This window comes from Clostridium sp. MSJ-8, from assembly GCF_018918325.1.
Lineage (GTDB): Bacteria > Bacillota > Clostridia > Clostridiales > Clostridiaceae > Clostridium.
On the sequence record NZ_JAHLQH010000019.1, the window covers coordinates 17,076 to 40,180 of the forward strand.

Annotated in this window: 21 protein-coding genes, 1 tRNA gene and 1 pseudogene; 22 read left to right on the forward strand and 1 reads right to left on the reverse strand. The window is 31.9% G+C overall.

The features are described from left to right. Window positions 1-51: 51 nt before the first annotated feature. Entirely contained in the window at window positions 52-1,119 is a 1,068-nt protein-coding gene (gene disA / locus KQI77_RS03455) for a DNA integrity scanning diadenylate cyclase DisA (protein ID WP_216388407.1), read from the forward strand. A gap of 10 nt (window positions 1,120-1,129) precedes the next feature. After that, a pseudogene (locus KQI77_RS03460) lies at window positions 1,130-1,381 on the forward strand (YjdF family protein); the annotation flags it as partial. Between the two features lie 15 nt (window positions 1,382-1,396). Here KQI77_RS03460 and KQI77_RS03465 read toward each other — a convergent pair. Then, window positions 1,397-1,783: a DUF1573 domain-containing protein gene (locus tag KQI77_RS03465; protein WP_216388411.1), complete on the reverse strand. Its 387-nt coding sequence runs from the start codon at window positions 1,781-1,783 to the stop codon at window positions 1,397-1,399. Between the two features lie 249 nt (window positions 1,784-2,032). Here KQI77_RS03465 and KQI77_RS03470 point away from each other — a divergent pair, with 249 nt between their 5' ends. The 20 genes from KQI77_RS03470 (at window position 2,033) to rpsL (ending at window position 22,961) form a co-directional block, all read left to right on the forward strand. After that, window positions 2,033-3,091: a PIN/TRAM domain-containing protein gene (locus KQI77_RS03470; RefSeq protein ID WP_216388593.1), complete on the forward strand. Its 1,059-nt coding sequence runs from the start codon at window positions 2,033-2,035 to the stop codon at window positions 3,089-3,091. A 5-nt stretch (window positions 3,092-3,096) separates the two neighbouring features. Then, the gene (gene ispD, locus KQI77_RS03475) at window positions 3,097-3,771 is read left to right on the forward strand and encodes a 2-C-methyl-D-erythritol 4-phosphate cytidylyltransferase (protein WP_216388413.1); all 675 of its coding nucleotides are present in this window, start codon (window positions 3,097-3,099) and stop codon (window positions 3,769-3,771) included. 338 nt (window positions 3,772-4,109) lie between these two features. Beyond that, on the forward strand, window positions 4,110-5,825 hold the full coding sequence (locus KQI77_RS03480; RefSeq protein ID WP_216388415.1) for a proline--tRNA ligase: 1,716 nt from the start codon (window positions 4,110-4,112) through the stop codon (window positions 5,823-5,825). A 19-nt stretch (window positions 5,826-5,844) separates the two neighbouring features. Next, window positions 5,845-7,254: a cysteine--tRNA ligase gene (cysS, locus tag KQI77_RS03485; protein WP_216388418.1), complete on the forward strand. Its 1,410-nt coding sequence runs from the start codon at window positions 5,845-5,847 to the stop codon at window positions 7,252-7,254. A 156-nt stretch (window positions 7,255-7,410) separates the two neighbouring features. Beyond that, the gene (locus KQI77_RS03490; RefSeq protein ID WP_216388420.1) at window positions 7,411-7,824 is read left to right on the forward strand and encodes a Mini-ribonuclease 3; all 414 of its coding nucleotides are present in this window, start codon (window positions 7,411-7,413) and stop codon (window positions 7,822-7,824) included. Continuing rightward, entirely contained in the window at window positions 7,821-8,603 is a 783-nt protein-coding gene (gene rlmB, locus KQI77_RS03495) for a 23S rRNA (guanosine(2251)-2'-O)-methyltransferase RlmB (protein WP_367397273.1), read from the forward strand. The genes KQI77_RS03490 and rlmB overlap by 4 nt, the downstream gene beginning before the upstream one ends. A gap of 14 nt (window positions 8,604-8,617) precedes the next feature. Beyond that, on the forward strand, window positions 8,618-9,133 hold the full coding sequence (locus tag KQI77_RS03500; protein ID WP_216388424.1) for an NYN domain-containing protein: 516 nt from the start codon (window positions 8,618-8,620) through the stop codon (window positions 9,131-9,133). Between the two features lie 66 nt (window positions 9,134-9,199). Next, complete coding sequence (gene sigH, locus KQI77_RS03505; protein WP_216388426.1) at window positions 9,200-9,841, forward strand: RNA polymerase sporulation sigma factor SigH; 642 nt, start codon at window positions 9,200-9,202, stop codon at window positions 9,839-9,841. A gap of 80 nt (window positions 9,842-9,921) precedes the next feature. Continuing rightward, window positions 9,922-9,997 (forward strand) — tRNA-Thr (locus tag KQI77_RS03510). 63 nt (window positions 9,998-10,060) lie between these two features. Beyond that, window positions 10,061-11,254: an elongation factor Tu gene (gene tuf / locus KQI77_RS03515; protein ID WP_216388428.1), complete on the forward strand. Its 1,194-nt coding sequence runs from the start codon at window positions 10,061-10,063 to the stop codon at window positions 11,252-11,254. Between the two features lie 182 nt (window positions 11,255-11,436). Continuing rightward, window positions 11,437-11,586 (forward strand): 50S ribosomal protein L33, encoded by a 150-nt coding sequence (gene rpmG / locus KQI77_RS03520; protein WP_216388430.1) that lies wholly within the window; start codon window positions 11,437-11,439, stop codon window positions 11,584-11,586. A gap of 57 nt (window positions 11,587-11,643) precedes the next feature. Further along, window positions 11,644-11,862, forward strand: a complete 219-nt coding sequence (gene secE / locus KQI77_RS03525; protein WP_216388432.1) for a preprotein translocase subunit SecE — start codon at window positions 11,644-11,646, stop codon at window positions 11,860-11,862. A 35-nt stretch (window positions 11,863-11,897) separates the two neighbouring features. Continuing rightward, the gene (gene nusG / locus KQI77_RS03530; protein ID WP_216388434.1) at window positions 11,898-12,419 is read left to right on the forward strand and encodes a transcription termination/antitermination protein NusG; all 522 of its coding nucleotides are present in this window, start codon (window positions 11,898-11,900) and stop codon (window positions 12,417-12,419) included. 77 nt (window positions 12,420-12,496) lie between these two features. Further along, window positions 12,497-12,922: a 50S ribosomal protein L11 gene (rplK, locus tag KQI77_RS03535; protein WP_216388436.1), complete on the forward strand. Its 426-nt coding sequence runs from the start codon at window positions 12,497-12,499 to the stop codon at window positions 12,920-12,922. A 54-nt stretch (window positions 12,923-12,976) separates the two neighbouring features. Then, on the forward strand, window positions 12,977-13,666 hold the full coding sequence (rplA, locus tag KQI77_RS03540) for a 50S ribosomal protein L1 (protein ID WP_216388438.1): 690 nt from the start codon (window positions 12,977-12,979) through the stop codon (window positions 13,664-13,666). 195 nt (window positions 13,667-13,861) lie between these two features. Further along, on the forward strand, window positions 13,862-14,365 hold the full coding sequence (gene rplJ, locus KQI77_RS03545) for a 50S ribosomal protein L10 (RefSeq protein ID WP_216388440.1): 504 nt from the start codon (window positions 13,862-13,864) through the stop codon (window positions 14,363-14,365). A gap of 36 nt (window positions 14,366-14,401) precedes the next feature. Beyond that, window positions 14,402-14,770, forward strand: a complete 369-nt coding sequence (gene rplL, locus KQI77_RS03550) for a 50S ribosomal protein L7/L12 (RefSeq protein WP_216388442.1) — start codon at window positions 14,402-14,404, stop codon at window positions 14,768-14,770. Window positions 14,771-15,126: 356 nt separating this feature from the next. After that, a complete protein-coding gene (locus tag KQI77_RS03555; protein WP_216388444.1) occupies window positions 15,127-18,837 on the forward strand; it encodes a DNA-directed RNA polymerase subunit beta in 3,711 nt (1,236 codons plus the stop codon). Window positions 18,838-18,858: 21 nt separating this feature from the next. Further along, complete coding sequence (gene rpoC, locus KQI77_RS03560; protein WP_216388446.1) at window positions 18,859-22,392, forward strand: DNA-directed RNA polymerase subunit beta'; 3,534 nt, start codon at window positions 18,859-18,861, stop codon at window positions 22,390-22,392. 194 nt (window positions 22,393-22,586) lie between these two features. Continuing rightward, entirely contained in the window at window positions 22,587-22,961 is a 375-nt protein-coding gene (rpsL, locus tag KQI77_RS03565) for a 30S ribosomal protein S12 (protein WP_216388448.1), read from the forward strand. Window positions 22,962-23,105: the final 144 nt, after the last annotated feature.

A 23,105-nucleotide genomic window follows, 5' to 3' on the forward strand; every position in this document is an offset into this window, starting at 1 on the left:
AAAGTAGTATAATATATTATAATATGGAGATGTTGTGAGGTGGGTTGGAGTATGAGATTAAAAAAAGATGTAGAAATCAAAAAAATTTTAAAGTTACTATGTCCAGGAACGGCTTTAAGAGAAGGGTTAGAGAATATTCTTAAAGCTAAAACTGGAGGGCTTATTGTTTTAGGCGATAGTGATGAGATAATGAATATAGCAGATGGTGGTTTTATGATAAATGCAGATTATACACCTTCTTATATATATGAGTTAGCCAAGATGGATGGGGCTATAATAATTAGTAGTGATTTAAAGAAAATAGTGTGTGCAAATACTCAATTAATACCTAATTCATCCGTTACAACATTTGAAACAGGAACAAGACATAGAACTGCACATAGAGTTGCTAAGCAGACGGGGAACATAATAATTGCAATATCTCAACGTAGAAATATGATTACTGTATATAAAGGTGATATAAAATATGTTTTAAGAGAGAGTAGTAAGATTCTAGCTAGAGCAAACCAAGCAGTTCAAACTCTAGAAAAATATGTAGCTGTTTTAGATAGAGTTATCAATGCTTTAGATTTGCTAGAATTTCAACAATCTGCAACTTTATTTGATGTTGCAACAGCTATACAAAGAACCGAGATGGCTATGAGAATTGTAGAAGAGATTAATATTTACATATTAGAACTTGGTAATGAAGGTAGACTTATTTCTATGCAATTAAATGAATTAGTAAGACATATAGAAAGAGACGGAATATTACTTATAAAGGATTATTTAAATAATCCTGAAGATTATGAAAAGGTATATCAATCAATTCAAAAATTATCATCAAATGAATTATTAGATCTAGAAACAATATCAAAAGAAATGGGATATGTTGGTGGAGAATCATTAGCTGATTCTTTTGTAGTACCTAGAGGTTATAGATTGTTAAGTAAAGTCCCTAGGATACCTGCAAGTGTAGTTGAGAATGTTATAAAACATTTTAAGAATTTTAATGAGATAGTAAAAGCTACTATTGAAGATTTAGATAGAGTCGAAGGTATAGGAGAAGCAAGAGCTACAGCTATACAAAATGGAATAAGAAGAATAAAGGAACAAGTGTCTTTGAAAAAGGAATTATAATTAAAATGAATTATAATTCAGTCCATCTGTTGAACTAATGTTAAAGAAGAAAGCAACAAATCCGAAACGAATACAGAGAGAAGCCAGAAAGCAGACTGTTTATTCAGGCGTTGGAACAAAATCGCAACAAGCATTGCAATTGCAACGAGAAGAAAATAAGCTTATAAGAAAATCAATTAGTAAGCAACAACGAGAATTAGAAAAGCAACGCCAATTCGAATTAAAACAACAGAAACGAAAAGAAAAGCATAGGGGCAGATAATGCCCCTATAATATTTTATCTAAAAGTGAATTTCCCAAGTGTAGAGATTTTATCTGTTTCTTTAAGTAATACATCATATAGATTAATATCTAAGTTATTACATAATGCTGTAAGATAAAATAGGTTGTTACCAATTTCACGTTCAATGATCTCACGACAATTCTCACAAAGACAGCCTTCTGTATGAGAACTTAAGTTAATAGATAGAGAATCGTCATTAGGAATAAGTTGTTTAGAAGCTTTTATAGAAATACAACCGCAGTTAGTAACTGACTTTGCAATTGCACGATTAACTCTAGCACTAGATTCTGAATATTTGGTTATTAAATCAATAATACTTCTATGCCTCAATAAGGAATCGTTTACAAAGTTCTGGAATTCATCAAAGATTATATCTTTCATGGATATCAACTCCTTTTAAAATTTTGAATAACAACTTTAATTTAATTATAAGTTTTTAGTAAAAAGATTGTCAATGGGGAACTTATTAAATTAATGGGCAAAACTAAAAAATATTCCTATAATGAATTACATGAAGGAGAAAAGTGAATACTTAATGTGTTATAATATATAAAATTAACTAAGATATGTTTCCTATTAGGAGGGACAAAGTTGAAAAAGATATTAAAAAATTTATTTACTATTGTAGGTATGTTACTAGGTTATAGTACAGCTGAATTTATATTAAAGATTGATAGATTAGAAAAGATATTTTTTTGGGAGCATACAATATATAGAGTTTTATTTATAATAGCAGTAATAATTTTATTTGGTTTTATTTTTTATATATTAACACCAATAGTATATAAAAGAGTTAATAGATTTATAGAGTTTGTAGTTAGGCGTATTCAAAGAAAAAATATAAATGAAATTGTATATGGATCATTTGGAGCAATAATATTTTTGATGATAACAACATTAATTACAAGACCATTACTTGTGTTTCATAGTACAGTAGGAAAGTTACTACTTATAATTATTAATATAATTTCAGCTATAATTGGAGCTGAGTTAATGGCAAAGAAAAAGAATGACTTAACTAGTTTTATAGTAAATATAAGAAAAAATTCTCAGACAAAAGATAAAAAAAATAAGGGTATTGTTAAAGGAGTTCCTAAAGTATTAGATACATCTGTTATAGTTGATGGCAGAATATTTGATATATGTAAAACAGGTTTTATAGAAGGACCATTAGTTATTCCTGAGTTTGTATTAGATGAATTAAGGCATATATCCGATTCATCAGATGATTTAAAGAGAGCAAGAGGTAGAAGAGGTCTTGATATATTAAATAAGATACAGAAAGAATTATCAATAGAAGTTGAAGTGTGGAATGGTGAAATTAAAGAAATAGATGAAGTAGATAGCAAATTATTAAAATTAGCTAAGATGCTTAAAGGAAAAGTTATAACAAATGATTATAATTTAAATAAGGTTGCAGAGGTTCAGGGAGTTCCTGTGCTAAATATAAATGATTTATCAAATGCTATAAAACCTATTCTTATACCAGGCGAATCTATGGTGGTGGAATTAGTTAGAGTAGGAAAAGGAAATAATCAAGGGATAGCTTATTTAGATGATGGAACAATGATAGTTGTTGAAGAAGGAAGAAAATATATTGGTAAGGCAATAGAAGTTGTGGTAACTTCAGTGCTTCAAAAATCAGCTGGAAGAATGATTTTTGGTAAACCTATTAAAGTTAAGGAGTAGATAATATGAGTAATTCGGCAATAATTCTTGCAGGTGGAAGAGGAAAAAGAATGCAAGCAAATATAAGCAAGCAGTATATATTATTAAAAGGAAAACCAATCTTATATTATACTTTAAAAACATTTATAGATTGTCCATATATAGATGAAATAGTATTGGTTGTTCCAGAAGATGAAATAGAGTATTGTGTTGAAAATATTATTAATAAATACAGTTTAAATGTAGATAAAATAGTAGCAGGTGGAAATGAACGTCAAGCTTCAGTTTATAATGGACTTAAAGGATTAAAAAAGAATGGAATAGTACTTATACATGATGGGGCTAGACCTTTTGTAAGTGAAAAAATTATAGAAGATGGTATAAAATATGCAACTACATATGGTGCAGCAGCACCAGGGGTAATGCCAAAGGATACAATAAAAATAAAGAAAAAAGATAATTTTTCAAAAGAAACACCAGATAGATCAAATCTTGTAGCAATACAGACACCTCAAGTATTCAAGTATGATATCATAATGAAGTGTCATGAAAATATAAAAGTTAAAGGGACAAAAGTTACAGATGATACTATGGTTGTTGAAAGTAATAATTATCCTGTGTATTTATACGAAGGTGATTATAAGAATATAAAGATTACTACACCAGAAGACCTAATATTAGCAGAATATTTATGTCAATGATATTGACAGTATATTCATAAAAAAGTTATAATAAATAATAAATTTTAAACAAAATTTGCGATGAAGAAGAATAGTAGAAATCGACTTTTCAGAGAGAAGATCCTTTAGGCTGTGAGATTTTCAATAGATTTTGAACCAGCTTTGGAGCAAGAATCGGTTTAATACCGTTATCATTGATAAGAGAACAAAATTTAGGTGGTACCGCGTTTAATATTCGCCCTAATGCATAATTAGGGCGATTTTTTAACGTTTAAGTAAGATATAAAACTTTTTAAGTATCTATGGTTTTGTTGTTTAGATATATTTTAAAATTCAAGTTATTGGAGGAGTAATAAATTATGAAAATGTCAAAAATGCTAAACTTAACACTAAGAGAAGTTCCAGCGGAAGCAGAAATAAGTAGTCATAAGTTAATGCTAAGAGCTGGATTAATGAGAAAAATGGCTTCTGGGATATACAACTATATGCCTATGGGTTTAAAAGCTCTTAAGAATGTAGAAAATATAATAAGAGAAGAAATGAACAATGCAGGTGCTCAAGAATTTTTAGCTTCAGCATTATTACCAGCTGAATTGTGGCAAGAATCAGGTAGATGGGATGTATATGGAGCTGAGATGTTCAGACTTCATGATAGAAATAATAGAGATTTTTGTTTAGGACCTACTCATGAAGAAGTATTCACAGATATTGCTAGAAATGAAATAAAATCTTACAAGCAACTTCCAATTAACTTATATCAGATTCAAACAAAATATAGAGATGAGAGAAGACCTAGATTCGGAGTAATGAGAAGTAGAGAATTCGTTATGAAGGATGCTTATAGTTTTGATAAGGATCAAGAAGGACTAGATTTATCATATAATACTATGCATGATGCATATGTTAAGATATTTAATAGATGTGGATTAGATGCTAAATGTGTTGCAGCAGATTCTGGTGCTATAGGTGGTGCTAACTCAGCAGAATTCATGGTTAAGTCTGAAGTAGGAGAAGATGATGTAGTATTTTGTACACATTGTGATTACGCAGCTAATATAGAGAAGGCACCAGCAGTTGCTGAAAAGGCAGAAAAGGAAGAATTAAAAGATTTAGAGAAGATAGAAACACCAAATGTAAAGACAATAGAAGATTTGGAAAAATTCTTTAATACAACTAAGAAAAAATTTGCTAAAACACTATTATTTAATGTTGATGGCAAGATTATAGCAGTAATGGTTAGAGGAGACAGAGAAGTTAATGAAGTAAAAGTAACTAATGCTATAGGTGGTGCTATTAATTTTGATATGGCATCTGCTGAAGAAGTATTCAATGCGACTTCTGCCAAAATAGGATTTGCAGGACCTATAGGAATAAAGGTAGACGAATTATTAGTAGATGAAGAAGTTTGCAATATGTATAACTTTGTAGTTGGAGCAAATGAGACAGGATATCATTTAGTCAATGTTAATTATGGAAGAGACTTCGAAGGTAAAGTTGGAGATTTTAGAAATGTTACAGAAGGAGAAGCTTGTCCTAATTGTGGAGAGAAAATAACTATTTCAAGAGGAACTGAAGTAGGACATATATTTAAGCTAGGAACAAAGTACTCAGAACCAATGAAAGCAACATTTGCAGATGAAAATGGAAAAGAAAAACCTTTCTTAATGGGATGTTATGGAATAGGTGTAACTAGAACATTAGCATCTATAATAGAACAACACAATGATGAAAATGGAATTATATGGCCATTATCAGTTGCGCCATATCATGTATCAGTAATTCCAGTTAACATAAAAGATGAAAATCAAATGAAGATAGCTGAAGATATTTATAATGAATTAAAATCTTTAGGTGTAGAAGTTATAATGGATGATAGAAATGAAAGAGCAGGAGTTAAGTTTAAAGATTCAGAGATTATGGGAATACCTATGAGAATTACTGTAGGTAAGAAGATAGTTGATAATCAAGTTGAATTTAAACTTAGAGATGGCGGAGAAAATGAAGTTATTTCGATAGAAGATGTAGTTTCAAGAGTTAAGGCAGAATTTGAAAAGAACAATATAAAAATAAAATAATTTTATGGAGGCTGAGTATATGAAAATATATAACACAATGACCAAACAAAAAGAAGAATTTAAGCCATTAGAAGATGGAAAAGTCAAGATGTATGTTTGTGGTCCAACTGTATATAATTTCTTTCATATAGGTAATGGTAGAACATTTATAGTATTTGATACTGTAAGAAGATACCTAGAATATAGAGGCTATGAAGTTAGATTTGTTCAGAACTTTACTGATATAGATGATAAGATGATAAAAAGAGCTAATGAAGAGAATATATCAGTAAAAGAAGTTGGAGATAAGTATATAGCAGAATATTATAAAGATGCAGATGGATTAAATATAGAAAGAGCTACTGTTAATCCAAGAGCAACAGAATATATACAAGATATAATAGAATTTGTAAGCGAACTTATAGATAAAGGATACGCTTATGAATCAGCGGGAGATGTGTACTTTAGTACAAAGAAATTTAAAGGATATGGTAAATTATCAGGACAGAATTTAGAAGAACTTCAAGCCGGAGCTAGTAATAGGGTAAATCTAGATGAAAAGAAACAAGATCCTATGGATTTTGCTATATGGAAGGCTCAAAAACCTGGAGAACCAGCATGGGAAAGTCCTTGGGGAATGGGAAGACCAGGATGGCATATAGAATGTTCATGCATGGCAAAAAAACTTCTTGGAGAATCAATAGACATACATGCAGGTGGTATGGATTTAGCATTTCCACATCATGAGAATGAAATTGCTCAGAGTGAAGCACTAACAGGAAAGCCTTTTGCTAAATATTGGATGCATTCAGCATATATAAATGTTAATAATCAAAAGATGTCTAAGTCATTAAATAATTTTGCAACAGCAAGAGATGTATTAAAAGAATACAGTGCAGATGTAATTAGATTCTTTATGTTGTCAGCGCATTATAGAATTCAAATTAATTTTAGTAAAGAATTATTAGATTCAGCAAAGGCATCTGTTGATAGACTTTATAATTCTATAAATAATTTAGAAAATTTATTAGATGAAGTTAAGAATGAAAAGATGACAGAAGAAGAAAATAGATATTATGATTCATTAGATGAATATAGACAAAAATATATTCAAAAGATGGATGATGATTTTAATACAGCAGATGCAATTACAGTATTATTTGAATTAACAAAGAGTGCTAATACTAATATTAATATAGATTCTTCAAAAGAATTAATTCAAAAAGTGTTAGATTTTATAAGAGAATTAGGTAAACCATTAGGAATGTTACAAGAATCTACAAAAGTTAGTCTAGAGGATGAGATAGAAGAACTTATTAATAAACGTCAAGAAGCAAGAAAAAATAAAGATTTTGCTATGGCTGATAAGATAAGAGATGATTTAAAGGCTAGAGGAATAATATTAGAAGATACACCTCAAGGTGTTAGATGGCATTTGGAAAGAAAATAAAATAATAAAACTAAGAGGCTGCAAGGTATTGTAGCCTTTCTTTTAAATGAGAGTTGTTGTATATAATAAAAAAAAGAAGGGAGGCGTTGTTGCTAAAATTTTATTATAGATAATGCTAGAACAATATGTTATAAAATATTTAAGCAACAAAAAATAATGTTAGAGGATTTTAGAATTAAAGAATATTCAAAAGAAGAGGCTAAACAATTAAATCCACTTCAATTGGCATTAATAGGAGATGCTGTATACGAAATAGCAATAAGAAATTATGTCTTATCCTTAGATAGTGGTCTTTCTGCAAATAAAATACATAAAAAAGCCATTAATTATGTTAAAGCAAAGGGACAATCAGATATAATGCATAGGATAGAAGATAAACTAACAGAAGAGGAAGCATATATATTTAAGAGAGGAAGAAATGCAAAATCTGCTACAGTACCTAAAAATGCCGATGTAAGGGATTATAGAATTGCAACAGGATTTGAGGCGTTAATTGGTTATCTATATCTTGCAGGAGAAAAAGATAGATTGTTATTTGTTTTAAATGAGAGTATAAAAAGTAGAGAATAGGAGAAAAGCTTATGAAGCAACAGCATAAAAAAGAATTTGAAGAGAGAGAAGACATTGTAATTGGAAGAAATGCAGTTATGGAAACTTTAAAAAGTGACAGAACCATTGAGTGTTTATATATTGCTAATGGTCATAAAGAAGGATCTATAAATGTGATAATAAAATTAGCTAAAGAAAAAAAGGTTGTTATAAAAGAAGTAGATAAGAAGAAATTAGATTCATTATGTGGTGGAGTTGTTCATCAAGGAGTAATAGCAAAAGTGACACCATATAAATATTATGAAGTTGAAGATATATTACAAACAGCTAGAGATAAAGGTGAGAGTCCATTTATAGTTATATTAGATGAAATAGAGGATCCACATAATTTAGGCTCAATAATAAGAACTGCTGAATTATGTGGAGTTCATGGAATAATAATTCCAAAGAGAAGAAATGTATCTATTACGTCAACTGTTTTTAAATCTTCTGTTGGAGCTATAGAGTATGTTAAAGTAGCTAAAGTTACCAATATAAATCAAACAATAGAAGAATTGAAAAAAGAAGGAGTATGGATATATGCAGCAGATATAGATGGAACAGAATATAGCTACGAAGTTGACTTTTCGGGTGGATGTGCTTTAGTAATAGGAAATGAAGGAAAGGGAATATCTAATTTAACATTAAAAAAATGCGATAAGATAGTTAAAATTCCTATGGTTGGAAAGATAAATTCCTTAAATGCATCTGTTGCAGGTGGTATAATGATGTATGAAGTACTTAAGAATAGATTAAAATAAAAGAGGCAGAACTTATGAAGATAATTTTTGTTGATGGGTATAATGTACTACATAGTTGGAAAGAACTAAAAATGGAGAAGGAATATAGTTTTCAAGGAGCAAGACAAAAGTTAGTTGATATGCTACATAATTATGCATCTTATATTGAATGTAGAATAATATTAGTTTTTGATGGCTATAAAGTTCCAGGAAATCTAGAAGCTAGAGAGGACGTAAATCAAGATATAACTATAATTTATACTAAAGATGGAGAAACAGCTGATAGTTATATAGAGAAGGAAGTTAACAATTTAGGAAGAAGATATGAGATATATGTAGTTACATCAGATCTTTTAGAACAACAAACAGTGTTTCAGAGAGGGGCAGTAAGAATATCTTCTATAGAATTTCATAATGAAGTAAAAAAAGTTCAAAAAAATATTATGAAGATGGAGAATAACCATGTTATACCGAAGAATCATTTACAAGATAATATTGATTTGGATATTTTGAAGAAATTAGAGGAAATTCGAAGAAGTGATTTAAAATAATTGACTTAAATCCAGGCATTAGAGTATAATTTTAGTGGTATTAAGGTATGGTTTGGAGGGGGAGAAGTGTGTAGCAAGGAATGTAAGGCAGAACTTTATCCTGAGTTTCAAGAAAAATCAGATGAAGAAATTGTTGCTATGGCAAAAGACGGTAATGAAAAAGCTCAAGAGTGCATTATATCTAAATATGAGAATTTTGTGAAGTCGAAAGCTAAGTCATATTTTTTAATAGGTGCAGATAAAGAGGACATATATCAAGAAGGAATGATTGGGCTATATAAAGCGATTAGAGATTTTAATCCTGAGAAGCTTACATCCTTTAGAGCATTTGCTGAGATATGTGTTACTAGACAGATAATAACTGCGATAAAAACAGCAACTAGGCAAAAGCATATTCCGCTTAACACGTATGTTTCTTTAAACAAACCTATATACGAAGAGGAGTCGGAGAGAACGTTATTAGATGTTTTATCTGGGCTTAAGATAACAGATCCAGAGGAGCTATTTATTAGTGCTGAGCAGATGGAACATATTCAACAAGAGATTGGAAAAGTTTTATCAGATTTAGAGTTAGAAGTCTTGACATCATATTTGGATGGAAAGTCTTATCAAGAGATAGCATGTGATTTAGATAGGCATGCTAAATCAATAGATAATGCATTGCAGAGAGTTAAAAGAAAACTAGAAAAATGCTTAAATTTAAAATGATTATCTTATCTATTGACAAATAAATTAATTGATAGTAAACTTTATAATTGGTATATTGAAAATACGTTGAGTGCGTCAGTGCTCATGTAGCTCAGCAGGCAGAGCGTCGCCTTGGTAAGGCGGAGGTCGTCGGTTCAAGCCCGATCATGAGCTCCAATATATAAAAAAAACATAAAACGCTAGGCTAAGTTTATTAAAGTTTAAGGAGGAATAAAAACAATGTCAAAGGCAAAATTCGAAAGAACTAAACCACACGTAAATATCGGAACAATCGGTCACGTTGACCATGGTAAGACAACATTAACAGCAGCTATTACAACAGTATTAGCAAACAGAGGATATGCAGAAGCATTTGATTATGCATCAATCGATAAAGCACCAGAAGAAAAAGAAAGAGGAATCACAATCAACACAGCACACGTTGAATATGAAACAGACAAGAGACACTATGCGCACGTTGACTGTCCAGGACATGCTGACTACGTAAAGAACATGATAACAGGAGCAGCACAAATGGATGGAGCAATCTTAGTTGTATCAGCAGCAGATGGTCCAATGCCACAAACAAGAGAACACATCTTACTAGCATCAAGAGTTGGAGTTGACTATATCGTAGTATTCTTAAACAAAGCAGATATGGTAGACGATCCAGAATTATTAGAATTAGTTGAAATGGAAGTAAGAGAATTATTAAATGAATACAACTTCCCAGGAGATGACGTTCCAGTAATAACAGGATCAGCATTACAAGCATTAGAAAACCCAACAGATCCAGAAAAGACAAAATGTATATTAGACTTAATGGATGCAGTAGATAGCTACATTCCAACACCAGAAAGAGCAACAGACAAAGCATTCTTAATGCCAGTAGAAGATGTATTTACAATCACTGGTAGAGGAACAGTTGCAACAGGAAGAGTTGAAAGCGGAGTATTACACGTTGGAGACGAAGTAGAAATCGTAGGATTAAAAGAAGAAAAAGGAAAGACAGTAGTAACAGGAATCGAAATGTTCAGAAAGTTACTAGATGAAGCACAAGCTGGAGATAATATAGGAGCATTATTAAGAGGTATCCAAAGAACAGACATCGAAAGAGGTCAAGTATTATCACAACCAGGATCAGTACATCCACACAAGAAATTTGTAGGTCAAGTATACGTACTAAAGAAAGAAGAAGGTGGAAGACATACACCATTCTTTGATGGATATAGACCACAATTCTATTTCAGAACAACAGATGTTACAGGATCAATCAAATTACCAGAAGGAATGGAAATGGTAATGCCAGGAGATCACATCGATATGACAGTTGAATTAATAACACAAGTAGCAATGGATGAAGGATTAAGATTCGCTATCAGAGAAGGTGGTAGAACAGTAGGTTCAGGAGTTGTTACTAGTATAATAGAATAGTTTTAACTAAGAATATTCTGATTATTATGTGGGACTGGGTATGAATTACCTAGTCCTTTATAGAGACTCAATATTGACAAAAGCTTACTTTTGTGATAGTGTAGTTGAGTAACTCATAATAGGAACGGAGTATAAGAGAATTCTCTCTTAAAATAAATACTAATTAACTGGAGGTGCAGACCGTGAGAGTAAAGATAACTCTAGCATGTACTGAGTGCAAGCAAAGAAACTACAACACATTAAAGAACAAGAAAAACAACCCAGACAGAATTGAAATGCAAAAGTATTGCAAGTTCTGTAAAAAGCATACTCTTCACAGAGAAACAAAATAATAAAAATTGCATTTGAGAAATGACACATACTTGATATGGATATAAGGATGTGAAATAATGACAGGAAAAAAGAATAATAAGTCAAAGAAAAATGGCATATTAAAATTTTTTGGAGGGGTTAAGGCAGAAGTAAAAAAAATAACTTGGCCTACTAAAATTGAAGCCAAAAAAGCATTAGTAGCACTAGCTGTAGTTGCGGGTATATACCTAATATTAGTTGGTGGCTTAGACTTTATCTTTCAAAACCTCTTTGAAGTAATCCTAAATCTTAAATAAAAGGAGGTTTAAGTGATTAATTCACTAAAATAGTTATGAGTGAAAGAGCGAGATGGTATGTAGTGCATACATATTCAGGTTATGAAAACAAGGTAAAAGCAACTATTGAAAAAAGCGTTGAAAATAGAAATTTACAAGACTTAGTACTTGATATACAAGTACCTATGGAAGAAGTAATTGAAGAAAAAGACGGGAAACAAAAAGTTGTTACTAAGAAGAAATTTCCTGGATACGTATTGGTAAAAATGTTTATGTCAGACGAATCATGGTATATTATAAGAAATACCAGAGGAGTAACAGGCTTCGTAGGTCCTGGATCAAAGCCAGTTCCTCTATCTGATGAAGAAGCTGAATCTATGGGGATTATTGAAATACCTGAAGATATCGATTTAGAAGTTGGAGAGAGCGTAAAAGTAATATCAGGACCATTAAGAGAATTTGTTGCTTTAATACAAGAAATTAATCTTGAAAAACACAAAATTAAAGCATCAGTTGATATGTTCGGTAGAGAAACATTAGCCGAACTTGATTTTAATCAAATTGAGAAGTTAGTTTAGTTTATATAAACTGATTTTTAATTAAGTGGGAGGACATAAAGTGTCCGTAAATACCACAGTATAGGAGGAATTTACAAATGGCAAAGAAAGTAACTGGAATAATCAAACTTCAACTTGCTGCAGGAAAGGCAACACCAGCACCACCAGTTGGACCAGCATTAGGACAACATGGAGTTAATATAATGGGATTCTGTAAGGAGTTTAATGCTAAGACTGCAAATCAAGCTGGATTAATAATACCAGTAGTAATTACAGTATATCAAGACAGATCATTTAGCTTTATATTAAAGACTCCTCCAGCTGCTGTTCTAATCAAGAAAGAATTAGGATTAGAAAGTGGTTCAGGAGTACCAAACAGAACAAAGGTTGGTAAATTAACTAAAGATCAAGTTAGAAAGATTGCAGAAACAAAGATGCCAGACTTAAATGCTGCTACTATAGAAACAGCTATGAGCATGATTGAAGGTACAGCTAGAAGTATGGGAGTAACTATCGAAGAGTAATCATTAAATATTGTGGGAGGTATTAACCGCTAAAACCACGAAGGAGGCTTATTAATGGGAAAGAAATATATTGAAAGCGCAAAGTTAATAGATAAAAACACTTTATACAATCCAGAAGAAGCTATAGATTTATCTATAAAGACTGCGAAAGCTAATTTCGATGAAACAATCGAATTACATGTAAGATTAGGTGTAGATCCAAGACACGCTGACCAACAAGTTAGAGGTGCTGTTGTATTACCTAACGGTACAGGAAAAACAGTTAAAGTTTTAGTATTTGCAAAGGGAGATAAGGCAAAAGAAGCAGAAGCAGCAGGAGCTGATTTTGTAGGAGCTGAAGAATTAGTTCAAAAGATCCAAAGCGAAAACTGGTTTGACTATGATGTAGTAGTTGCTACTCCAGATATGATGGGTGTAGTTGGTAGAATCGGTAGAGTTTTAGGACCTAAGGGATTAATGCCAAACCCAAAATCAGGAACAGTTACATTTGATGTAGCAAAAGCTATTTCTGAAATCAAAGCTGGTAAAGTTGAATATAGAGTTGATAAGACTGCTATAGTTCACTGCCAAATCGGAAAGAAATCATTTGGAGTTGAAAAATTAAAAGAAAACTTCCACACATTAATGGACGCATTAGTAAAAGCTAAACCAGCTGCTGCTAAGGGTCAATACATTAAGTCAGTAAGTATATCAAGTACAATGGGACCTGGAGCTAGAATCAACCCAACAAAAGTTTTAGATTAATATTGACTTAAAGAGATATAAGTGATATAATATTTTGTGTTGTTAAAAAGAAAATAATCCGTAGACGATAGGTGCTTAGGCGTAACGTATACAACCTATTTAGGAACCAGATAGAATTATTGAGGTCTTCCTATGTCTACGGAGGACCTTTTAAAATGCATAAATAGCAAAATTATGAGGAGGTGAAACTCTGTAATGAATAAGAACAGAACTATTAAAGAAGCTAAGGTAGCTGAGATAAAAGAAAAGTTACAAAAAGCACAATCAGTAATCCTTTCTAATTATCAAGGTCTTACAGTTGAAGAAGATACAACTTTAAGAAAGAACTTAAGAGAAGCTGGCGTTGAATACAAAGTATACAAGAATACTTTAGTAACAATTGCTGCTAAAGAATTAGGAATGGAAGGAATAACTGAATTCCTAGAAGGACCAGTGTCAATTGCATTTGGATATGAAGATGCAACTGCACCAGCTAGAATTTTAAATGATTTTGCAAAAGATCACAAGAAATTAGAATTAAAAGCAGGTATTGTTGAAGGAGAAGTTTACGATAAAGAAAAGATCGAACAACTTGCATCAATACCATCAAAAGAAGTACTTATTGCAAAACTTCTTGGAAGTATCAAGAGTCCATTATCAAATCTTGCATACTTATTAAATGCAATAAAAGAAAAGAAAGAAGCTGAATTAGCTGAATAATTAAATTATTGAAATATTTTTGGAGGTGCCAATAAAATGACAAGAGAAGATATAATCAATGCTATAAAAGAAATGAGCGTTTTAGAATTAAATGAATTAGTAAAAGCTTGCGAAGAAGAATTCGGAGTAAGTGCTGCTGCTCCTGTAGCAGTTGCTGGAGCTGGAGCAGTTGCTGGTGGAGCTGCTGCTGAAAAGAGCGAATTTGATGTTGTATTAGCTAGCGCTGGAGACAACAAGATCAAAGTAATAAAAGCTGTAAGAGAAATAACTGGATTAGGATTAAAAGAAGCTAAAGAAATAGTTGACGGAGCTCCTAAGACTGTTAAAGAAGCTGTAGCTAAAGAACAAGCTGAAGAAATGAAAGCTAAGTTAGAAGAAGCTGGAGCATCAGTTGAACTTAAATAATTCGAATTTGAATTAATAAAATAAGAGGTATTTTCCTTTGAGGAAATACCTCTTTTGTTTCTATTGTATAGATTGTGTTTTTGATATAAGATGTTAGTGCTTAGTGAAAAAAATATGTTGCTATTTTTTTTATAATAAGGCATAAAAATGTTGACATTGAATATTTCTTGTGATAGTATTAGTAAATGTACTGTTCATTGTGGAATAGTATATGTATGTGAAAAAATATGTATAACTATTAAAAAAGTGGTTATACTAAAAAGATGATGTTCTCCGAAAGCAACTGAGCCTAAGGTAAAAGTCCTTAGAGGAAGTACGTTTTTGGTTATTTTAGTTTATACAAGGGGTGAAAATTCATGGTACATCCTATCCAAGTTGGAAAAAGAACAAGAATGAGTTTTGGTACAGTTCCGGATACTTCGGAGATACCTAACTTAATCGAGGTACAATTAGATTCGTATAAGTGGTTTTTAAGAGAGGGTCTTCACGAAGTTTTCGATGATATTAACCCAATTACAAATTTCACTGGTAATCTAGTACTAGAGTTTGTAGACTACAAGCTTGATATGGAAAATATTAAATACGAAGTTGAGGAATGCAAAGAAAGAGATGCTACATATGCAGCACCTTTAAAAGTTTCTGTAAGACTTCAAAATAATGAAACAGGAGAAATAAAAGAACAAGAAGTGTTTATGGGCGATTTCCCATTAATGACAGAACAAGGTACATTTGTTATTAATGGTGCTGAAAGAGTTATCGTAAGCCAGTTAGTTAGATCTCCAGGAGTATATTATAGCTATAATCGTGATAAGAGTGGAAAGAAATTATTCTCTTCTACTGTAATACCTAATAGAGGTGCATGGTTAGAGTATGAAACAGATTCAAATGACATAATTTATGTTAGAATCGACAAGACAAGAAAGCTTCCTATAACTATATTAGCTAGAGCTATGGGCTTTGGAACTGATCAAGAGTTACTAGACTATTTTGGTGATGATGAAAGATTTAGAGCGTCTATCGAAAAAGATAACACTAAGACAAGAGAAGAAGCACTTTTAGAAGTTTATAAGAGATTAAGACCAGGCGAACCACCTACAGTTGATAGTGCTATTTCATTAATTGATACATTATTCTTTGATGCAAAGAGATATGACTTATCAAGAGTAGGAAGATATAAATTCAATAAGAAATTAGCTATTAACTTAAGACTTATAAACCAAATAGCAGCAGAAGATGTTGTTAATCCATCTACTGGTGAAATTATGGTTGAACAAGGCAACAAGATTGACAGAGCAACTGCAGAAGCAATTCAAAATGCTGGTATCAACAAAGTTGACGTGTTAGTTGACGATAAAGTTGTAAGAGTAATAGGTAATCATTTTGTAGACTTATCTAAACAAGTTCCATTTGATATATCTGATTTAAATATCAAAGAAGCTGTTTATTATCCAGTATTAAAAGAAATTTTAGACAATTATTCAGATGAAGATTCTATAAAAGCTGAAATTAAGAACAATATCACTAAATTAATTCCTAAGCACATAATTAAAGATGATATTTTTGCAACTATTAGTTATGAACTTGGATTACCATATGATATTGGATATGTAGATGATATAGATCATTTAGGTAATAGAAGATTAAGATCAGTTGGTGAATTATTACAAAATCAATTTAGAATAGGACTTTCAAGAATGGAAAGAGTAGTTAAGGAAAGAATGACTATTCAAGACCAAGAAGCTATAACTCCTCAGATGTTAATTAACATTAGACCAGTTGCAGCTGCTATAAAAGAATTCTTTGGAAGTTCACAATTATCACAATTTATGGACCAAATTAATCCATTATCAGAATTGACTCATAAGAGAAGATTATCTGCATTAGGACCTGGAGGTCTTTCAAGAGAAAGAGCAGGTTTCGAAGTTAGAGATGTTCACCATTCACATTATGGTAGAATGTGTCCTATAGAAACTCCAGAAGGACCTAATATAGGATTAATTAACTCTTTAGCTACATTTGCAAGAGTTAATGAATATGGATTTATAGAAACTCCATATAGAATAGTGGATAAAGCTAATAAGAGAGTGACAGATGAAATAAGATATTTTACAGCAGATGAAGAAGATCAATATCTAGTTGCACAAGCTAAGGAACCTTTAGATGAAAATGGATATTTCTTAGATAAAAAAGCTACTGTAAGATATCAAGATGAAACTTTAGTTGTCCCTGTAGAAGATGTTGATTTGATGGACGTATCAGCTAGACAAATAGTATCTGTTGCAACTGCAATGATACCTTTCCTAGAAAATGATGATGCTTCTAGAGCACTTATGGGATCTAACATGCAACGTCAAGCTGTTCCATTATTAAAAACTCAAGCTCCAATAGTTGGAACAGGAATTGAACATAAGGCTGCTGTTGATTCAGGAGTTTTACCTAAAGCTAGAAATTCAGGAGTGGTTACTTATGTAAGTGGTAATGAAATTAGAGTTAAGAGAGATTCTGATGGTGGAACTGATGTATATAAACTTCTTAAGTTTAAGAGAAGTAACGCAGGAACATGTATAAATCAAAGACCTATTGTTGATAAGGGTGAGATAGTATTTAAGAATCAAGTACTTGCTGATGGCCAATCAACAGATTTAGGAGAAGTTTCTTTAGGTAAAAACATAAGAATGGGCTTTATAACTTGGGAAGGTTATAATTACGAAGATGCGATGTTGATTTCTGAAGAGTTAGTAAGAGAAGATGTCTTTACATCTATTCATATAGAAGAATATGAATGTGAAGCAAGAGACACTAAGCTTGGACCAGAAGAAATAACTAGAGATATTCCAAATGTAGGTGAAGATACATTAAAAGATATTGATGATAGAGGAATAATTAGAATAGGTGCTGAAGTAAGATCTGGAGATATATTAGTTGGTAAGGTTACTCCAAAGGGAGAAACTGAATTAACAGCTGAAGAAAGATTATTAAGAGCAATCTTCGGAGAAAAAGCAAGAGAAGTAAGAGACACATCATTAAGAGTTCCTCATGGAGAAGCTGGAATTATTGTAGATATAAAAGTATTTACAAGAGAAAACGGTGATGATTTAAATCCAGGAGTAAATGAACTAGTTAGATGTTACATTGCTCAAAAGAGAAAAATATCTGTAGGAGATAAGATGGCTGGACGTCATGGTAATAAAGGTGTTATTTCTAGAGTATTACCAGAAGAAGATATGCCATTTTTACCAGATGGAAGACCACTTCAAATATGTTTAAACCCTCTAGGCGTACCTTCTCGTATGAATATAGGGCAAGTACTTGAAGTACATTTGGGATGGGCAGCAAGTCAATTAGGATGGCATATAGCTACTCCTGTATTTGATGGAGCTACTCAAAAAGATATAGAAGAATGCTTAGTTAAAGCTGGATATAATGCAAATGGTAAAACTGTTTTATATGATGGAAGAACAGGAGAACCTTTTGATAATGAAGTAACTGTAGGAATAATGTATATCTTAAAACTAGCTCACTTAGTTGATGATAAAATACATGCAAGATCTACAGGTCCATATTCATTAGTTACACAACAACCATTAGGTGGTAAAGCACAATTTGGTGGTCAAAGATTTGGAGAAATGGAAGTTTGGGCATTAGAAGCATATGGTGCTGCACATACATTACAAGAAATATTAACAGTAAAATCTGATGATGTTGTTGGTAGAGTAAAGACATATGAAGCTATAGTTAAGGGAGAAAATATCCCTGAACCAGGAGTTCCAGAATCATTTAAGGTTCTGATAAAAGAACTTCAAGCATTATGCTTAGATGTTAGAGTATTAAATGAAAATAATGAAGAAGTACAACTAAAGGAATTTGTAGAAGATGATGCAGCAAGTCTAGATGTTAATATCGAAGGCTCAGAAGATTATGTGGTAGATAATACATCAAATCAAGAAGATGCTGAAGATAGCTACACAGATTCAGAAGAGGATTCAGATTTTGAAGCTGATGAAGAATTTGAAGTTCCTGCATTAGATAATGATATAGATTTAGATGATTTCAATGACGAACATTAATTTTGAAGGGAGGATACACCCTTGTTTGAGTTAAATAATTTTGATGCTATGCAAATTGGCCTTGCGTCTCCAGAACAAGTAAGACAATGGTCAAGGGGTGAAGTTAAAAAGCCTGAAACAATTAACTATAGAACATTAAAACCTGAAAGAGACGGATTATTCTGTGAGAGAATATTCGGACCTATGAAAGATTGGGAATGTCACTGTGGTAAATATAAGAGAGTAAGATATAAAGGTATTGTCTGCGATCGATGTGGTGTAGAAGTAACAAAATCTAAAGTAAGAAGAGAGAGAATGGGGCATATAGAACTTGCTGCCCCTGTATCTCATATATGGTATTTTAAAGGAATTCCATCTAGAATGGGATTAATACTAGATATGTCTCCAAGAGCTTTAGAGAAGATATTATATTTTGCTTCATATGTAGTTATTGACCCTAAGGAAACAACACTATTAAAGAAACAACTGCTAAATGAAAAAGAATATAGAGAAGCTGTTGATAAATACGGTGAAGATAGTTTTGAAGCTGGAATGGGTGCTGAAGCTATTCAAAAACTTTTAAGTGAAATTGATTTAGATACACAATCTAAAGAGTTAAAAGAAGAATTAAAGCAAAGCACTGGACAAAAGAGAGTAAGAATAATTAGAAGATTAGAAGTTGTAGAATCATTCAAAAAATCAAATAATGATCCGCAATGGATGATTATAAATGTTATTCCTGTTATTCCACCAGATTTAAGACCTATGGTTCAATTAGATGGTGGTAGATTCGCTACGTCTGATTTAAATGACTTATATAGAAGAGTAATTAATAGAAATAACAGATTAAAGAAATTATTAGATTTAGGTGCACCAGATATCATTGTAAGAAATGAAAAGAGAATGCTTCAAGAAGCAGTAGATGCACTTATTGATAATGGTAGAAGAGGTAGAGCGGTAACTGGTCCTGGAAATAGACCACTAAAATCTCTATCAGATATGCTTAAAGGTAAGCAAGGAAGATTTAGACAAAACTTACTAGGTAAGAGAGTTGACTATTCAGGTAGATCGGTTATAGTTGTTGGACCTGAATTAAGAATGTATCAATGTGGCTTACCTAAGGAAATGGCTTTGGAATTATTTAAGCCATTTGTAATGAAAAAATTAGTAGAAGATGGTGTAGCACACAATATTAAGAGTGCTAAGAGAATGGTAGAAAGAGTAATGCCTCAGGTATGGGATGTTTTAGAGCAAGTAATTCAAGATCATCCTGTATTATTAAACCGTGCTCCTACACTTCACAGATTAGGAATTCAAGCATTCCAACCTGTTTTAGTAGAAGGTAGAGCAATAAAATTACACCCTCTTGTATGTACTGCATACAATGCGGACTTCGATGGTGACCAAATGGCGGTTCACGTTCCTTTATCTGTTGAAGCACAAGCTGAAGCAAGATTCTTAATGCTTGCTGCAACTAACATATTAAAACCATCAGATGGTAAACCAGTTTGTGTTCCTACTCAAGATATGATTTTAGGATCATATTATTTAACAATGGATAAAGAAGGAGATAAAGGCGAAGGTAAATATTTCTCATCAAAAGAAGAAGCTATAATGGCTTATGAAAATAAAGTCATTTCAATACATGCAGGCATAAATGTAAAAATGTTTAAAGAAGTAGATGGAGAAATTAAATCAGGTATTATCAAGACAACAATTGGTAAGATTATATTTAATGAATCTATTCCACAAGATTTAGGATTTGTAGATAGAACTAATCCTGAAAACACATTTAAGCTAGAAGTAGATTTCCTAGTAACTAAAAAGACATTAGGAAAAATTGTTGATAAATGTTATGCGAAACATGGCCCAGCAGATACATCTATAATGCTAGATAAAATTAAAGCAACTGGATATCATTATTCAACTATAGGAGCTATAACAGTTTCTTCATCAGATATGATAGTTCCTCAAGCAAAATATGATTTGTTAAAAGATGCTGATGATACAGTTGAAAAGATAGAGAAGATGTATAAAAGAGGATTTATATCTGACGATGAAAGATATCAAAGAGTTATAGAAAAGTGGACTAAGACAACAGAAGATGTTGCGGATGCACTTATGGATAGTATGGATAAATTTAATCCGATATTCATGATGGCTGATTCAGGAGCCAGAGGTTCTAAGTCTCAAATTAAGCAATTAGCTGGTATGAGAGGACTTATGGCAAGTCCTTCAGGTAAGATACTTGAATTACCAATCAGAGCATCATTTAAAGAGGGTCTAGATGTATTAGAGTATTTCTTATCTACACATGGTGCTAGAAAAGGTAATGCCGATACAGCATTAAAGACAGCCGATTCAGGATACTTAACAAGAAGACTAGTTGATGTATCTCAAGATGTTATAGTTAGAGAAGAAGATTGTGGTGCAACAAAAGGTATGGTAGTTACTGAAATAAAAGAAGGTAATGAAGTAATTGAAGGATTAGAAGAAAGATTAACAGGTAGATATTTAGCTGAAGATGTTATAGATCCGAATACAAACGAAGTTGTTGTAGAAAATGATACTTATGTTGATGCTGCATTAGCTGAAAAAATTGCTAAGACAGGAATAAAGGCTGTAAAGATTAGATCTGTATTTACATGTAGATGTAAAACAGGAGTTTGTGCTAAATGTTATGGTATGAATATGGCAACAGCTAAGAAAATAAATATTGGTGAAGCTGTTGGAATAATAGCTGCACAATCTATCGGAGAACCTGGTACACAGCTTACAATGAGAACATTCCATACAGGTGGTGTTGCTGGAGCAGATATCACTCAAGGTCTTCCTAGAGTTGAAGAATTATTTGAAGCAAGAAAACCAAAGGGATTAGCTATAGTAAGTGAAATAGCAGGAACTGTAAATGTAGAAGAAACTAAGAAAAAGAGAACAGTACATGTAATCTCACCAGATGGAGAAGAAAAGAGTTATGATATACCATTTGGTTCTAGATTAAAAGTTTCAAATGATGATGTTATAGAAGCTGGTGATGAAATAACAGAAGGATCTGTAAATCCACATGATATAGTTAATATCAAAGGAATTGAAGGCGCTAGAAAATATTTATTATCTGAAGTTCAAAAAGTTTATAGATTACAAGGTGTTGATATAAATGATAAACATCTAGAAGTAGTTGTAAGACAAATGACTAGAAAGATAAAAGTAACTGATTCTGGAGATACAGATTTATTACCAGGTACTACTATAGATATATTTGATTTTGAAGAAGCAAATGAAAAAGTAAGAGAATTTGGTGGAGAAGAAGCTCAAGGAGAGCAAGCGTTATTAGGAATTACTAAAGCAGCACTTGCGACAGATAGTTTCTTATCAGCAGCTTCATTCCAAGAAACAACAAGAGTACTTACTGAAGCAGCAATAAAAGGTAAGGTTGATCCATTAATAGGATTAAAAGAAAATGTAATTATTGGTAAACTTATACCTGCTGGTACTGGTATGACAAGATATAGAGGAATAACATTAAATGTAGATGAGAGTTCTATAGAAGATGATAATTTAGATATTATTGAATAATGAATGGAATTTTATTGACATGAACATACTAAAATGATACAATACGAATTGTGTGATTTTTAGTTGCAAGTATGTAAATTGTCTACATGAATTCATGAGGCAAAGTTAGATACTTTGCCTTTATGATTTTTATATAGATTACACATTAAACAGGTATCTTTAATAAAAGATAAATAATTTCAGGAGGTGAAAGAATGCCAACTATAAGCCAATTAGTTAGAAAAGGAAGAAAAGTTACTGCTAATACTTCAACTGCACCAGCACTTAAAGAGTGTCCACAAAAGAGAGGTGTATGTACTGTAGTTAAAACTAGTACACCAAAGAAGCCTAACTCAGCTCTTAGAAAAGTTGCCAGAGTAAGACTTACTAATGGATTTGAAGTTACTGCCTATATTGGTGGTGTAGGTCACAACTTACAAGAACATAGCGTTGTTCTTATAAGAGGTGGAAGAGTTAAGGACCTTCCTGGTGTTAGATACCATATCGTAAGAGGTGCATTAGACTGCGCTGGAGTAGCTAACAGAATGCAAGGAAGATCAAAGTATGGTGCTAAGAGACCTAAGAAATAATAGGTTTTGACCATGTAGTGCTTATCTTCGCATTTACATAGATTTATACTTTAATTAAGTTTATATAGATGAAGGAGTTAGCACTTTGCGGTATGAAAGACTACCGAGTACCGATGAACTTAAATTATCATGTTAAGGAGGGAA